Raw genomic sequence first — 14,705 nt, forward strand, 5'->3', positions numbered from 1 at the left:
ACGGTCCCCCCTCAGTCCTTGGCCACGGCGCGCAGCCGGTCCACCACATCGGCCCGCAGATCGGCGGGTTCCTCCACGACGACATCCGGTCCGAACTCGACGAGCCAGGCGTCCAGACCGTGCCCGTACGGAATCTCCAACTCGTCCCAGCCGTCGCCGAGTTCCCGCACCGATATCGCGCGCGATCGCAGCGGGTAACCGGACCCGGACCGCAGCCGGATCCGCGCGGTCCGGGTCGCCGTCTCCCCGGCCCAGCTCTCCACGGTCTCCCGGACGGTCACCACGTCCGGCACCTCGGCCGTGAACGCCCCGGCCCGCGAGCGGACCCTGCCGGTGATCCGGGACAGCCGGAACACCCGCTCGGCGCCGCGTTCGCGGTCGAAGCCCGCCAGGTACCAGTGCCCGCGCCAGCACTCCAGCGTCCAGGGCTCGACCTGGCGCTGCTCGGGCCGGGCGGCGTTGGCCTTGCGGTAGTCGAAGGTGACCGGACGACGGTCCCGGCACGCCAGCATCAGCGGCTCGAAGGCGGCCTCGTGCACCGGGATGCGCGGTTCGAGCGCGCTGTGCACCTCGTACGCGTCCTCGGCCTCCGGCATCCCCGCGGCGCGCAGCTTCTGCAGCGCACCACTGGCCGCGCCGGCGAGCCGCGCCTGCTGCCAGACCTTCGCGGCCAGACCGAGCGCCGCGGCCTCCTCCGCGTCCAGCGTGATCGGCGGCAGCCGGTTGCTGTCCCGGCGGGCCAGGTAGCCCGTGTCGCCGTCCAGGTTGTCCACGGTCTCGATGACCAGACCGAGCTCGCGCAGATCGTCCTTGTCGCGCTCGAACATCCGGTTGAATGCGTCGTCGGAGGCCGCTTCCAGATAGGCCTCGATGGAACCGCGCAGCTCACGCTTGCTGAGCGGGCGGCGGGTTCCCAGCAGGCACAGCGCCAGGTTCATCAGCCGCTCGGCCTTGGCAATGGCCATCGACGCCCCTTCTTTCCTTGCTCTACGACGATCGACCGTACCGCTCCGGGGTGCCCGGACAAAAGCGAGGGCCCGTGCTTACGGAACGAGGGCCCGTGCAGTTCAGCACGGGCCCTCGTGATGCGTCCGGGGACGGATCAGACGGCGACCAGGTCGCAGACGAAGATCAGCGTCTCGCCGGGGGCGATCCGGCCGCCGGCGCCGCGGTCACCGTAGGCGAGGTGCGCGGGGATGGTCAGCTGGCGACGGCCGCCGACCTTCATGCCCTGCACGCCCTGGTCCCAGCCGGAGATGACCTGACCGACACCGAGCTGGAACTGCAGCGGGGTGCCGCGGTTCCAGGAAGCGTCGAACTCCTCGCCGGTGGAGAAGGCCACGCCCACGTAGTGGACCTTGACCATGTCGCCGGCCTTGGCGACCTCGCCGTCGCCCTCCCAGATGTCCTTGATCTCCAGGTCGACCGGCGGCTCGCCACCCGGGAAGTCGATCTCGGGCTTCTCGATGCTCACTGAACTGCTCCTCAAAAAGATGAACTGGGCAACCGGGACAGTCTTACATCTTTGCGAGCAGGTCCACCGCGAACACCAGGGTGGAGTTGGCGGGGATGGACTGCTGCGGCTTGTCGCCGAAGGCCTGGTCCGGCGGGATGACCAGCAGCACACGGCTGCCGATCTTCTTGCCGATCAGACCGTTCTTCAGCCCCTTGAGGGTGACCTGCGCCAGCGGGAAGGTCTGGGTCTTGCCCGTGGTGTACGTGCTGTCGAACGCCTTTCCGTCCTTCCACAGCAGGCCCACGTAGTTCACGACGACGCTGTCGGTCTCCTTGATGACCTCGCCCTTGGACTCCAGGATGTAGTTGGAGACCAGCTTCTTCGGCGGGTCGGTCTTCTCGGGGATCTTGACGGTCGGTGCCTTGCCGTCGGTGTTGGTGCCCACCTTCGGCAGGTCGGCGTTGTCCTGGGCGACCGGGGTGCCCTTGGCGGAGGCCGGGATCGTCGTCGCCTTCAGGATGTCCACGACGAAGACGAGGGTGGCGTTCGGCTTGATGTCGCCCTGACCCTGCGCGCCGTAACCGAGGTCCGGCGGGATGACCAGCTCGACCCGGCTGCCGACCTTCTGGCCGACGAGTCCCTGGTCCCAGCCCTTGATGACCATGCCCGCGCCGAGCGTCAGATCGAACGGCTGCTTGCGGTCGAAGCTGTTGTCGAACGGCTTCGTGGAGTCCCACGCCTGCCCGAGATAGTTGACCTGGATCGCGTCGCCGTTCTTCAGCTTCGCGCCGGTCCCCTCGCTGATGACAGTCGTCTTCAGCTCCTTGGGCGGATCACCCTCCCCCTTGGACAGGGTGGGCTTCTCGCCGAACTTCGCACCCGCGGTGATCGCGGGGAATCCGTTCTTCGAAGCGGTGGCGGAATCGGAGTCGGAGCCCTTGTCGCTCCCGCACGCCGCCGTCAAAAGCAGCAGGGGGACAACGAGAAGGCCGGCAAGTCGGCGCACTGGTTCCTCAGATCTCAGACGACACAGATGGTTCAGTCCCCGACACTCTAGGGTGTGCGCAGGGCCCCGTACGAGGAACGTACGGGGCCCGAGTCGCGCACGTGCCGTAGCGCGTCCTGTGCCGGATCACATGCCCGCGATCAGCTTCTCCACCCGGTCGTCCACCGAACGGAACGGGTCCTTGCACAACACCGTGCGCTGCGCCTGGTCGTTGAGCTTGAGATGGACCCAGTCGACGGTGAAGTCCCGCCGCTGCTCCTGCGCCCTTCGGATGAAGTCGCCGCGCAGCCGCGCACGGGTGGTCTGCGGGGGCACCGACTTGCCCTCGAAGATCTTCAGGTCGTTGCAGATGCGGGCGGCCTGCCCCTTGCGCTCCAGGAGGTAGTACAGCCCGCGCCGGCGGTGGATGTCGTGATAGGCGAGGTCTATCTGGGCGACGCGCGGATGCGACATCGTCATGTTGTGCTTGGCCCGGTACCGCTCGATGAGCTTGTACTTCATGACCCAGTCGATCTCGGTGGCGATCCGGTCGAGGTCCTCGGTCTCGATCGCGTCGAGCGTACGGCCCCACAGCTCCAGGACCTGGGCGACGGTGCCGGTGCGGATGCCTCGGCGGTCGACGAAGTCCACGGCCTTCTCGTAGTACTCGCGCTGCACCTCGATGGCCGATGCCTCACGGCCGCTGGCCAGGCGCACCTTGCGCTGCCCGGTGGTGTCGTGGCTGACCTCGCGGATCGCCCGGATCGGGTTCTCCAGCGTCAGATCGCGCATCACCGTGCCCGCCTCGATCATGCGGAGCACCAGATCCGTCGCGCCGACCTTGAGCAGCATCGTCGTCTCGGACATGTTCGAGTCGCCGACGATGACGTGGAGGCGGCGGTACCGCTCCGCGTCGGCGTGCGGTTCGTCGCGTGTGTTGATGATCGGACGGGAGCGCGTCGTCGCGGAGCTGACGCCCTCCCAGATGTGCTCGGCACGCTGGCTGACGCAGTAGACCGCGCCACGCGGGGTCTGCAGCACCTTGCCCGCGCCGCAGAGCAGCTGCCTCGTGACGAGGAAGGGAATGAGGATGTCCGCGAGCCGGGAGAATTCTCCGTGCCGTGCCACGAGGTAGTTCTCGTGGCACCCGTAGGAGTTTCCAGCCGAATCGGTGTTGTTCTTGAAGAGATAGACGTCGCCCGCGATTCCCTCCTCGTGCAGGCGGCGTTCGGCATCGACGAGCAGGCCTTCGAGAATGCGCTCGCCTGCCTTGTCGTGGGTGACCAGCTCGGTCAAGTTGTCGCATTCGGGGGTTGCATATTCCGGATGCGATCCCACGTCGAGGTAGAGGCGGGCGCCGTTCCGCAGAAAGACGTTGCTGCTGCGGCCCCATGACACAACACGGCGGAAGAGGTAGCGCGCCACTTCGTCAGGAGACAGTCGGCGCTGTCCCCTGAACGTGCACGTGACGCCGTACTCGTTCTCCAGCCCGAAAATGCGGCGGTCCATGACTGAACATTACGCCTGATGGCCCGGGCTGAAACCGGGTTCGACAGCACCGTTTCGATCATTTTCCGATACCCGCACAGCAACTGGCGTACGCCTGGGAGCTGCGAGGACCCTTCCCGTGGCCAGCAGGACCAGCAGCGCCGCCACCCCGCCGACACCCGCGACGGCGAAGCTCCACGCGGTCCCGCCCAGCTCCACGGCCGGGCCCGCCACTGCCGTTCCCGCCGCCGCGCCGACCCCGAACGTCGTCACGAGCCAGGAGAACGCCTCCGTCACCGTCCCCTGCGGAGCATGACGGTCCACCACGAGAAACGAGCAGGCGATCGCGGGTGCCAGGAACACCCCGGCCAGCGCGGCCAGCGCGGTCATCGCCCCCAGGCCGGGCGTCAGCATCAGCGGCAGATAGCCGAGGGCCAGCAGCGCGACGATGACCCGCAGCCGGCGCTCCGGCGGTCCGGCCCACTGCCGCGCCCCGTACACCGAACCGCCGATCAGCGCGCCCAGTCCGAGCGCGGCCATCAGCCAGCCGTACACCGACTCCCGGCCGTGGTCGTCGGCGTACGCGACACCCGCGACCGTGATCGAACCCAGGGCGAGCCCGACGAAGAAGAACGAACCGAGCAGCGCCAGCAGGCCCGGCGAGCGCAGAGCGCCCAGCCAGTGCGCCTCGCGAGGCGCCGAGCGCCAGGTGCGGGACGGCTCCGAGACGACCACGGAGAGCGCCCCGAGCACCCCGATCGCGTTGATGACGACCAGCGCGGCGGCGGGCGACCAGAGTGCGACGAGCACCGTCACCAGCAGCGGCCCCACCGTGAACATGACCTCCTGGGCCACCGCGTCCATGGCGTAGGCGCGGTGCACCCGGTCCTCGCGCCCGAGGACCGTCGGCCACAGCGCTCGCAGGCCGCCCTCCAGGGGCGGGGTGCAGACTCCGGCGACGATCACGGCCGCGTAGGCGAGCGGCAGCGATCCGAGGCCCACCAGGGCCAGCACGGCCATGCCGAGCGCGGAGAGCACGGACGCGGGGAGCTGGACGCGCGGCTGGCCGTACAGGTCCACGGCCCGGCCCAGCAACGGCTGCCCCGCCGCCGTGGCGAGGCCGTACACCGCCGCGAGCGCCCCCGCGAGGGTGTAGCTGCCGCCTTCGGCGCGGGTGAACAGGACGATCGCGATGTGCGCGGTGCCGCTCGGCAGCCGGCCCACCAGCGTGCCGACCAGCAGCCGGGCGGCGTGCCGCGCCCGGAGGATGTCCAGAAATCCCGCGGCCATGTCCCGCTCCTTCTCCCTCGGACGTTGTTCCGACACCGAGGTTTTACGTATAACGTCGAGGTTCATACGTACCATGTGCCCAGTCCACAGTCCACCTCGCCGCACGCACCAGCGCCCCACCCGACCAGCCCGGAGGTCTGCGTGACCAGCGCACCACAGCCCGCCCCGGCCCGGCCCACCAGTCGCGACGTCGCGCGGGCCGCAGGCGTCTCGCAGGCGACCGTCTCCCTCGTCCTGGGCGGCAAATGGCGTGGCAGGGTCTCCGAGGCCACCGCCGAGCGCGTCCGGAGCGCCACCCAGGACCTCGGGTACCGGCCGAACCTCGCCGCCCGCAGCCTCCGCCTGGGGCGCACGAGGACGGCGCTGCTGGTCGTTCCCGCCCTCACCAGCGAGTTCTTCGCGCGTGTCTACACCGGTGCGGCAGCGGTCGCCGCCGAGCACGACTTCGGGGTCGTCCTGTACCCCTCCCCCGAGGGCATGGGCCCGGCCCGCGACCCCTTCGCCTCCGCCCGCGCCGCACTCGACGGGGTCATCGCCTCCTCGATGGCCGCCGACGCCCTCGGCGCCCTGCGCGGCGCCGACCTCCCCCTGGTCATGCTGGACAGCGACCCCGCGGACCCGGGCGTCGCGGCCCGGGTCAACCTCGACATCGCGGACGGCATACGGCAGGTGACGGAGCATCTGTTGACGCTCGGCCACCGCCGCTTCCTCCACCTGGCGTCGGACATCGACTCCTGGACCTTCGCCGTCCGCGCCCGGGCCGTCCGCGACGCCGTGCGGCAGGCGCCCGGCGCCGACGTACGGACCGTGGAGGCGGCGCTCGACGTGCGGTCCGGACGGGAGGCCGCGGAGCACGCGCTGGCCGCCCCCGGTCCCCGGCCGACCGCGATCATCTGCGACGACGACATCCTGGCCGCCGGCGCCTGCAAGGCGGCCCGCCGGCTCGGGCTGCGGGTCCCCGACGACGTCTCCGTCACCGGCTTCGACGACCTGGCCCTGGCGACCGCCGTCGAACCCGAGCTCACCACCGTGCGCCTTCCCGCGGAACAGGTCGGCGAGCGCGGCATGGCCGCCCTGCTGGCCGTCCTGGACGGCCGCCCGGCCGAACCCGGCAGCCTGCCCGTGCACCTGGTCGTGCGCGGCTCCTCCGCACCCCCGCCACCCGGGTCATGACCGTGCCCCGGCCCACCGGGGACGGCGGACCGGGGCACAGGGACAGGCGACGCGCTACTCCTCGGACGACTCCGGCGACTCGCCGGCCGCGGAGGGCTTCGTGACGTCGGTGGGAGCGTCGCCCCCGTCGCCGTCCTCGATGTCCGACGGGGCGTCCGTCGGCGTGACCCCTCCGTCGGCCTCCAGCAGCCGCGCGAGCTGCCGGCCGACGATCCGCTTGAACTTCCGCTGCTGAGGCCTCGTACGGTCCAGGACCGCCACCTCGAGACGCTCGGCGGGGATCTCCCGCTCACTCCCGTTGGGATCACGGGACAGCGCCTGTACGGCCAGCTTCAGCGCCTCGGCCAGCGTCATCCCGTCACGATGGCGCTGGTCCAGGAACGTGCTGATCTGCTCCGCGTTGCCGCCGACCGCGACGGAGCCGTGCTCGTCCACGATCGAGCCGTCGTGCGGCAGCCGGTAGATCTGGTCGCCCTCGGGCCTGGCGCCCACTTCGGCCACCACCAGTTCCACCTCGTACGGCTTCTCGGCCGCACTGGAGAAAATGGTGCCCAGTGTCTGCGCATAGACGTTGGCCAGCCCACGGGCCGTCACATCGTCACGGTCGTAGGTATATCCGCGCAGGTCGGCATAGCGGACGCCGCCGATGCGCAGATTCTCGTACTCGTTGTACTTGCCGGCGGCGGCGAAACCGATCCGGTCGTAGATCTCGCTGAACTTGTGCAGCGCACGGGACGGGTTCTCGCCGACGAACACAATGCCGTCGGCGTACTGCAGCACAACCAGGCTGCGACCACGGGCGATGCCCTTCCGGGCGTATTCCGCCCGGTCGGCCATGGCTTGCTGAGGTGAGACATAGAACGGCGTCGACACCGGCTATCCGTCCCTTTCTGTCAGTGACGAGTCCATCGGAGGAAGCCCGGGAACCGGGGTCAGAGCAGCGCGGCGCGCGGGCCGTCGGGCTGTTCCATCCGGCGCTCCAGGATCTGCCGGGCGATCTCCGAGGATTCCGTCTCGGTGAGCTTCCGGAAGCCCTCGTCGGTGATGACGGTGACGATCGGGTAGATCCGCCGGGCCACGTCCGGACCGCCGGTCGCCGAGTCGTCGTCCGCGGCGTCGTACAACGCCTGGACGACAAGGGTGAGCGCCTGCTCCTCCGTCAGGTCCTCGCGGTACAGCTTCTTCATCGAGCCGCGGGCGAAGATCGACCCGGAGCCGGTGGCCGCGTAGCCGACCTCCTCGGAGCGGCCGCCGGTGACGTCGTACGAGAAGATCCGGCCCTTCTCGCGGTCGAGGTCGAAGCCGGCGAAGAGCGGGACCACGGCAAGGCCCTGCATGGCCATGGCCAGATTGCTGCGGATCATCGTGGAGAGCCGGTTCGCCTTGCCCTCCAGGGAGAGCTGGGCGCCCTCGACCTTCTCGAAGTGCTCCAGCTCCAGCTGGAAGAGCTTCACCATCTCCACCGCGAGACCGGCCGTGCCCGCGATGCCCACCGCCGAGTACTCGTCGGCCGGGAAGACCTTCTCGATGTCACGCTGCGCGATCATGTTGCCCATCGTCGCGCGCCGGTCACCGGCGAGCACCACGCCGCCGGGGAACGTCGTGGCGACGATGGTCGTCCCGTGCGGCGCCTCGATGGCTCCCTGCAGGGGCGGCAGGTGCCGGTTGCCGGGAAGCATCTCGGGCGACTGCGCGGACAGGAAGTCCATGAACGAAGAGGATCCCGGCGTCAGGAAGGCAGCTGGTAGACGCCCGGTGCTACGAGTGTTGGCTTCCACGCGTTTCCCTCCAGGTAAGCGATGGCCCTGCGCAAGGTGTCAGGATCATCTCCCAACGTGCCGATGGCCGAATTGCAGTTGAAGCACAGTACGCCAGGGACCCTACCCGTCCCGTAGCCGTGATCCACATGAACTTCGGGGCAACCGCGGGCTCCGCGGTCCCGGTTGTGGCCGCGCGGTACGGGCCGCCTTCGCCCGTACCGCGCGCACCACCTCGCACCCCGTGTTCACATGGGTGGACTACTGTCCACCCTTCTGAACGAAGGAACGCACAAAGTCCTCCGCGTTCTCTTCGAGCACGTCATCGATCTCGTCCAGAACCGAGTCGACATCGTCGCTCAGCTTCTCCTGCCGCTCCTTGAGGTCGTCGGCGGCCTGCGCGTCCTGCGCCTGCTCCTCGACCTCCTCGGTGGAGCGCGTCGCCTTCTGCTGTCCGCCGCCGGTGTCCTTGGTCGCCATGTAGCTCACCCCGCTCGGTTCGAAGCACTTGATCAGACCCTACCTACGAGGTCCGACATTGGCCCGGTAGTTCTCTCAACGCCCGGGGACCATCTCGATGATTCCCAGTCGGCGGCTGTTTCAGCCGCCGGACAGCACCCGTACGAGCTCTTCCGCCGTGCGGCAGCGGTCGAGGAGCTCCTTGACGTGGTTACGGGTCCCGCGGAGGGGTTCCAGGGTCGGTACCCGCTGCAACGAGTCATGGCCCGGCAGATCGAAGATGACCGAGTCCCAGGAGGCTGCGGCGACGTCGTCCGCGTACTGTTCGAGACAGCGGCCGCGGAAGTACGCCCTCGTGTCCTCCGGGGGCTTCGTACGGGCCTGCTCGACCTCGTTCTCGTCCAGCAGGCGCTTCATCTTCCCGCGGGCCGCCAGACGGTTGTAGAGGCCCTTCTCGGCCCTCACGTCGGCGTACTGCAGGTCCACCAGATGCAGCCGGGCCGCGTCCCAGTCCAGGCTGTCGCGGCGGCGGTAGCCCTCCATGAGCTCCCGCTTGGCGATCCAGTCGAGCTCGCCGGACAGGCTCATCGGATCGTTCTCCAGCCGGTTGAGGGTGTCCTCCCACCGGATCAGGATGTCCTTGGTCTGCTCGTCGGCGTCCGCCCCGTACCGCTCCTCGACGTACTTGCGGCCGAGCTCGAAGTACTCCATCTGGAGCTGCACCGCGGTGAGTGTCCGGCCGCTGCGGAGCGTGATCAGATGCTGCAGCGTGGGGTCGTGGGAGACGTGGTGCAGGGTACGCACCGGCTGGTCGACGGCGAGGTCAACGTTGATGAAGCCGTCCTCGATCATCGACAGCACGAGCGCCGTGGTGCCGAGCTTCAGATAGGTGGAGATCTCCGACAGGTTCGCGTCGCCGATGATCACATGGAGGCGGCGGTACTTCTCGGCGTCGGAGTGGGGCTCGTCGCGGGTGTTGATGATGGGGCGCTTGAGTGTGGTCTCGAGGCCGACCTCGACCTCGAAATAGTCCGCGCGCTGGCTGATCTGGAAGCCGTGCTCATGGCCGTCCTGGCCGATCCCGACGCGGCCGGCGCCGGTGACGACCTGGCGGGACACGAAGAACGGGGTCAGGTGCCGCACGATGTCGGAGAACGGGGTCTCCCGCTTCATCAGGTAGTTCTCGTGCGTGCCGTAGGAGGCGCCCTTGTTGTCGGTGTTGTTCTTGTAGAGGTGGATCGGCTGGGCGCCGGGGAGCTGGGCCGCGCGTTCGGCGGCCTCGGCCATGATGCGTTCGCCGGCCTTGTCCCAGAGGACGGCGTCCCGCGGGTTGGTGATCTCCGGCGAGCTGTACTCGGGGTGCGCATGGTCGACGTAGAGCCGGGCACCGTTGGTGAGGATGACGTTGGCGAGGCCGATGTCCTCGTCGGTCAGCTGGCTGGCGTCGGCGGTCTCGCGGGCGAGGTCGAAGCCTCGCGCGTCTCGCAGCGGATTCTCCTCCTCGAAGTCCCAGCGAGCGCGTCGCGCCCGGTGCATCGCCGCCGCGTAGGCGTTGACGATCTGGGACGAGGTGAGCATGGCATTGGCGTTGGGGTGGCCGGGCACGGAGATCCCGTACTCCGTCTCGATGCCCATTACTCGCCGTACGGTCATGCGGCCCTCCTTGCCCGGCGGCGTTCCCTTCCGGGATCGGCGCTCAAGTACCGCTGCTTGTCCGGTGCGTGTGCGGTGCCCGCCCCCGCACTGCGCGACTGGGCGGTACGGAAGAGCCTAGAGCGCCTCTGCGCTGGTGGGGAGATCAATTACGTCATTGCTCCGGTGTCGTGGGAGCTGTCCGGAAAGCAACCGGCTGCGGATGCCCGGCCGGGCATCCGCAGCCGGTCTGCGTTCTACAGGTACTGCCCGGTGTTTGCCACCGTGTCGATGGAGCGACCGGTGTCTGCGCCCTGTTTTCCGGTGACGAGCGTGCGGATGAAGACGATCCGCTCGCCCTTCTTTCCGGAGATCCTGGCCCAGTCGTCGGGGTTCGTGGTGTTGGGAAGGTCCTCGTTCTCCTTGAACTCGTCCACGCATGCCTGGAGGAGATGGGAGACGCGAAGGCCCTTCTGGCCCTGGTCGAGGAAGGCCTTGATGGCCATCTTCTTGGCCCGATCGACGATGTTCTGGATCATCGCGCCGGAGTTGAAGTCCTTGAAGTACAGGACTTCCTTGTCGCCGTTGGCGTACGTGACTTCGAGGAAGCGGTTCTCCTCGGACTCGGTGTACATCCGCTCGACGACGGACTGGATCATCGCGTGCGCCGCAGCTTCCTTGGAGCCGGAGTGTTCGGAGAGGTCGTCCGCGTGCAGAGGCAGCGAGGCCGTGAGGTACTTCGCGAAGATGTCCCTGGCGGCCTCCGCGTCCGGACGCTCGATCTTGATCTTCACATCGAGGCGGCCGGGGCGCAGGATCGCGGGGTCGATCATGTCCTCGCGGTTGGAGGCGCCGATCACGATGACGTTCTCCAGGCCCTCCACACCGTCGATCTCGGCGAGCAGCTGCGGGACGATGGTGTTCTCCACGTCCGAACTGACGCCGGATCCGCGGGTGCGGAAGAGGGACTCCATCTCGTCGAAGAAGACGATGACGGGGGTGCCCTCGCTCGCCTTCTCCCGGGCACGCTGGAAGACGAGGCGGATGTGCCGCTCGGTCTCACCGACGTACTTGTTGAGGAGCTCGGGGCCCTTGATGTTGAGGAAGTAGCTCTTGCCGGCCGGCTGCCCGGTGACCTCGGCGACCTTCTTGGCCAGGGAGTTGGCGACGGCCTTGGCGATGAGGGTCTTGCCGCATCCGGGCGGACCGTAGAGCAGGATGCCCTTCGGCGGCCGCAGCTCGTGCTCCTTGAAGAGGTCGGGGTGGAGGTAGGGGAGCTCGACCGCGTCCCGGATCAGTTCGATCTGCTCTCCCAGACCGCCGATCTTGTCGTAGTCGATGTCCGGCACCTCTTCGAGGACGAGCTCCTCGACCTCGCTCTTCGGCACCACTTCGTAGACATAGCCGGACCTGGGTTCGAGCAGCAGCGCGTCGCCGGGCCGGATGTTGATGTCGAGGAGCGGTTCGGCGAGCCGTACCACCCGTTCCTCGTCCGTGTGCCCGAGAACCAGGGCCCGCTCGCCGTCCTCGAGGATCTCTTTGAGGGTGACGATGTCCCCTGCCCGCTCGAATTCCATGGCTTCGACCACGTTGAGCGCTTCGTTGAGCATGACCTCCTGGCCGCGCCGGAGGTCGTCCAGCTCGACACTGGGACTGACGTTCACCCGGAGCTTGCGGCCCCCGGTGAAGATGTCACAGGTGCCGTCCTCGTTGCCCTGCAGGAAGACTCCGAAGCCGGCCGGCGGCTGTGCGAGCCGGTCGACCTCCTCCTTGAGGGCCACGATCTGGTCGCGGGCCTCGCGCAGGGTGTTGGCGAGCCGCTCGTTCTGTGCCGATACGCCTGCGAGGTTGGTCTGCAACTCGACGATCCGCTCTTCGAGAATCCTCGTATGGCGCGGAGAGTCGGCGAGCTTACGTCGCAGGACGGCGATTTCCTGCTCGAGATAGGCGACCTGGCCGGCGGGGTCTTCGGACCCCCGCCCGGGCCGGATGCCGCGGTTGATGTCGTCGTCGTGGGCTGCCACGGTCCTCACCTCCTCCAAGGGGAGCTGGACGCTTCCTGACCCTACCTGGGTGGGTGATGATTGAAACCCCTAGATCACAAAGACTCCGGAGTGTGTCCGATCTTCACCCTTGCGCTCTCCCTCACGCCAGGGGAATACCCACCCTTCAACATCGGAAAGCGGCCGGTTGTATCGTCGAACCGTTCAACACCCGTCAGGGCTGGCCATTTTTGGTTCGGATACGCAGGGAACGGCAGGAGAAATGACCGTGCAGCAGGACACTCCGACCGGGGGCGATGCACAGGATCTCGAGGTCTGGATCGACCAGGACCTCTGCACGGGAGACGGCATCTGTGTGCAGTACGCACCTGAGGTCTTCGAGCTGGACATCGACGGTCTTGCCTATGTGAAGAGCAGCGCGGACGAACTGCTGCAGGACAAGGGAGCGACGACACCGGTACCGCTGCCGCTCCTCCAGGATGTGGTCGACTCGGCGAAGGAGTGCCCCGGCGACTGTATTCATGTACGACGCGTTTCGGACAGGGTCGAGATCTACGGCCCCGAGGCCGCCTGATCCCGCCGGTCCGGCCGGCCGGCTGCAACGAGTGACCGGTCAGATACTGTTCGCACCGCTCTGCCCGGCACGGACGAAGGCGCCGTTCCGCCACTGCCAGGTGACCTTCTCCTGCTGGTCGGGGCAGCAGCGCGGAACATCGGCCGAGGAGTAGCCGAGGAGCGTGGCGGAGATGATCCCGTCACGCACGGTGAGGTCGTCGACGCTCACTTTCCGGGCGGGGTCCACCAGGGTCGCGACGACCCGGGGTGCGGCCCCGCTTCCTTGTGTGAGGACGTAGACGCCGCTCGGGGGGGTACCGGATCCGGCATCGCAGTGGACCACCGCGACGGTCTCGGGCCGGCCGTCGCCGTCGAGGTCGCCGGGCGCCTGGTCGGCGACGGTGCTGTCGACCGTCCCGCACTCCAGGGGGAAGGTCGCGCGGGCCGGATCGGGGGCGGCGGCAGGTGCGGTGCCGTGCTCCGCGGTCGTGCGGTGGGAGGTCGAGGCCGAGGCGGTGGCGGCGTCGGGCTGGAGCATGCCCGCTGCGGCGATGACGGCGGCCATGGCGGTCGCGGTGGCCAGCCAGTGCATCGGCGTGGTGTCGGTGTGCGCGAGGTCCGGGAGGTCGGAGGTCTGCACGCGGGATGTCTCCTGTGGTTCCTGTGGTTCGGCGATGCCCGTGGACGGCGGGACCGGTGGGGCGTCGGCCGTGGGTGGGGGTGGCCAGCATCGTGCCACACCTCACAGGACAGCGGAACGGTGGGGTGGGTACGGATCCCACTCCGGGCCGGCGGTCCCCGTGCCGGCGGCGTCCGGACCCGCAACGAAATGGCGCCGCCGCCGAGTTCCCGGGTCGGTCCGTGGAACTCGGCGGCGGCGCCGGTGCGTTGTGCGGGATCAGCCGCGGGACGAGCCGCTCTGGCTGCCGGGACCGTCGTAGTCCTCGCCGTAGGCGCCCTTGGCGGGCCGGCGGCGGCGCAGCGGGGCCTCCACACCGTCCGCGAGGCGGCGTGCGGTCACGAGGAAGCCGGTGTGACCGATCATCCGGTGGTCCGGGCGCACGGCCAGGCCCTCGACGTGCCAGTTGCGGATCATCGACTCCCAGGGCTGCGGTTCGGCGAAGCAGCCCATCTCGCGGATGGACTCGACGGTCCGTGCGAGCTGGGTGGTGGTCGCGACGTACGCGCAGAGGATGCCGCCGGGCACGAGCGCCTTGGCGACTGCGTCCAGGCACTCCCAGGGGGCGAGCATGTCGAGGATGACGCGGTCGACGTCGGTGTCGGAGAGGTTGTCCTGGAGGTCACCGACGGTGAGCTGCCAGGCCGGGTGCGGTTCGCCGAAGTAGCGCTCGACGTTCTGCTGGGCGATCTCGGCGAAGTCCTCGCGGCGCTCGTACGAGTGCAGCATGCCCTGGTCGCCGATGGCGCGGAGCAGGAAGGTGGAGAGCGAGCCGGAACCGACACCGGCCTCCACGACGCGGGCGCCGGGGAAGATGTCGGCGAACGCCAGGATCTGCCCCGCGTCCTTGGGGTAGACCACGGCGGCGCCGCGGGGCATGGACAGGACGTAGTCGGGGAGCAAGGGGCGCAGCGCGAGGTAGGCGACGTTTCCCGTGGTTCGGACCACACTGCCCTCGGGCGCACCGATCAGCTCGTCGTGCGGGAAAGAACCCTTGTGGGTGTGGAAGTTCTTTCCGGCTTCGAGCGTGAAGGTGTAGTGGCGTCCCTTGGGGTCGGTGAGCTGGACCTGGTCCCCGACCTTGAAGGGCCCGCGTCGGCGGGCGGCACCGGTCGGTTCAGACATGTGACCAGCGTACCGGTGTTTCCCGGGGCTCCGACCGCCCGCCCGGACGGCCTCCGGCGGCGCTCGTCCGGATCATGCCGGGCTCGCCCCGGTCCAGCCTGAT

General features: G+C 68.7%; 14 protein-coding genes and 1 pseudogene. 2 read left to right on the top strand and 13 right to left on the bottom strand.

The features are described from left to right. Positions 1-11: 11 nt before the first annotated feature. The 5 genes from LRD69_RS04560 to LRD69_RS04580 all read right to left on the bottom strand — a co-directional run bounded on the left by LRD69_RS04560 (position 12) and on the right by LRD69_RS04580 (position 5,219). Positions 12-965 (bottom strand): WYL domain-containing protein, encoded by a 954-nt coding sequence (locus LRD69_RS04560; RefSeq protein ID WP_277325254.1) that lies wholly within the window; start codon positions 963-965, stop codon positions 12-14. Between the two features lie 137 nt (positions 966-1,102). Beyond that, on the bottom strand, positions 1,103-1,474 hold the full coding sequence (locus LRD69_RS04565) for an FKBP-type peptidyl-prolyl cis-trans isomerase (protein WP_277325255.1): 372 nt from the start codon (positions 1,472-1,474) through the stop codon (positions 1,103-1,105). A gap of 43 nt (positions 1,475-1,517) precedes the next feature. After that, on the bottom strand, positions 1,518-2,462 hold the full coding sequence (locus LRD69_RS04570; RefSeq protein ID WP_277325256.1) for an FKBP-type peptidyl-prolyl cis-trans isomerase: 945 nt from the start codon (positions 2,460-2,462) through the stop codon (positions 1,518-1,520). 126 nt (positions 2,463-2,588) lie between these two features. Further along, positions 2,589-3,950, bottom strand: coding sequence for a Pup--protein ligase (gene pafA / locus LRD69_RS04575; RefSeq protein WP_277325257.1), 1,362 nt, complete (start codon positions 3,948-3,950; stop codon positions 2,589-2,591). Positions 3,951-3,959: 9 nt separating this feature from the next. Next, on the bottom strand, positions 3,960-5,219 hold the full coding sequence (locus LRD69_RS04580) for an MFS transporter (protein WP_277325258.1): 1,260 nt from the start codon (positions 5,217-5,219) through the stop codon (positions 3,960-3,962). Between the two features lie 141 nt (positions 5,220-5,360). Between LRD69_RS04580 and LRD69_RS04585 the strand changes: the two genes are divergently transcribed. Beyond that, complete coding sequence (locus LRD69_RS04585) at positions 5,361-6,392, top strand: LacI family DNA-binding transcriptional regulator (RefSeq protein ID WP_277325259.1); 1,032 nt, start codon at positions 5,361-5,363, stop codon at positions 6,390-6,392. A 54-nt stretch (positions 6,393-6,446) separates the two neighbouring features. Here LRD69_RS04585 and prcA read toward each other — a convergent pair whose 3' ends face one another. From prcA to arc, 6 genes and pseudogenes are all read right to left on the bottom strand, one after another. After that, positions 6,447-7,265, bottom strand: coding sequence for a proteasome subunit alpha (gene prcA / locus LRD69_RS04590; RefSeq protein ID WP_277325260.1), 819 nt, complete (start codon positions 7,263-7,265; stop codon positions 6,447-6,449). A gap of 59 nt (positions 7,266-7,324) precedes the next feature. Next, on the bottom strand, positions 7,325-8,170 hold the full coding sequence (gene prcB / locus LRD69_RS04595; RefSeq protein WP_277325261.1) for a proteasome subunit beta: 846 nt from the start codon (positions 8,168-8,170) through the stop codon (positions 7,325-7,327). After that, positions 8,122-8,310: pseudogene (locus LRD69_RS04600) on the bottom strand (endonuclease domain-containing protein); the annotation flags it as partial. The gene prcB and the pseudogene LRD69_RS04600, both read right to left, overlap by 49 nt. A 100-nt stretch (positions 8,311-8,410) precedes the next feature. Beyond that, on the bottom strand, positions 8,411-8,629 hold the full coding sequence (locus LRD69_RS04605) for a ubiquitin-like protein Pup (RefSeq protein WP_037701567.1): 219 nt from the start codon (positions 8,627-8,629) through the stop codon (positions 8,411-8,413). A 120-nt stretch (positions 8,630-8,749) separates the two neighbouring features. Further along, positions 8,750-10,261, bottom strand: a complete 1,512-nt coding sequence (gene dop / locus LRD69_RS04610) for a depupylase/deamidase Dop (RefSeq protein WP_346771897.1) — start codon at positions 10,259-10,261, stop codon at positions 8,750-8,752. Positions 10,262-10,497: 236 nt separating this feature from the next. Next, on the bottom strand, positions 10,498-12,264 hold the full coding sequence (arc, locus tag LRD69_RS04615; RefSeq protein ID WP_277325262.1) for a proteasome ATPase: 1,767 nt from the start codon (positions 12,262-12,264) through the stop codon (positions 10,498-10,500). A gap of 241 nt (positions 12,265-12,505) precedes the next feature. Between arc and LRD69_RS04620 the strand changes: the two genes are divergently transcribed. Next, complete coding sequence (locus tag LRD69_RS04620) at positions 12,506-12,817, top strand: ferredoxin (protein ID WP_277325263.1); 312 nt, start codon at positions 12,506-12,508, stop codon at positions 12,815-12,817. A 39-nt stretch (positions 12,818-12,856) separates the two neighbouring features. Here the strand turns inward: LRD69_RS04620 and LRD69_RS04625 are convergent, their stop codons facing one another. After that, positions 12,857-13,438, bottom strand: coding sequence for a hypothetical protein (locus LRD69_RS04625; RefSeq protein WP_277325264.1), 582 nt, complete (start codon positions 13,436-13,438; stop codon positions 12,857-12,859). A 258-nt stretch (positions 13,439-13,696) separates the two neighbouring features. Next, on the bottom strand, positions 13,697-14,602 hold the full coding sequence (locus LRD69_RS04630; protein WP_030918422.1) for a tRNA (adenine-N1)-methyltransferase: 906 nt from the start codon (positions 14,600-14,602) through the stop codon (positions 13,697-13,699). Positions 14,603-14,705: the final 103 nt, after the last annotated feature.

The sequence above is a fragment of the Streptomyces sp. JH14 genome (assembly GCF_029428675.1).
Classification (GTDB): Bacteria; Actinomycetota; Actinomycetes; order Streptomycetales; family Streptomycetaceae; genus Streptomyces.

What these genes read in the sequence shown, in the direction of transcription:
- LRD69_RS04605 (WP_037701567.1), bottom strand. Translation starts at nt 8,629, where the DNA reads ATGGCGACCAAGGACACCGGCGGCGGACAGCAGAAGGCGACGCGCTCC.
- LRD69_RS04620 (WP_277325263.1), top strand. Translation starts at nt 12,506, where the DNA reads ATGACCGTGCAGCAGGACACTCCGACCGGGGGCGATGCACAGGATCTC.
- LRD69_RS04630 (WP_030918422.1), bottom strand. Translation starts at nt 14,602, where the DNA reads ATGTCTGAACCGACCGGTGCCGCCCGCCGACGCGGGCCCTTCAAGGTC.
- LRD69_RS04580 (WP_277325258.1), bottom strand. Translation starts at nt 5,219, where the DNA reads ATGGCCGCGGGATTTCTGGACATCCTCCGGGCGCGGCACGCCGCCCGG.
- dop (WP_346771897.1), bottom strand. Translation starts at nt 10,261, where the DNA reads ATGACCGTACGGCGAGTAATGGGCATCGAGACGGAGTACGGGATCTCC.
- pafA (WP_277325257.1), bottom strand. Translation starts at nt 3,950, where the DNA reads ATGGACCGCCGCATTTTCGGGCTGGAGAACGAGTACGGCGTCACGTGC.
- LRD69_RS04560 (WP_277325254.1), bottom strand. Translation starts at nt 965, where the DNA reads ATGGCCATTGCCAAGGCCGAGCGGCTGATGAACCTGGCGCTGTGCCTG.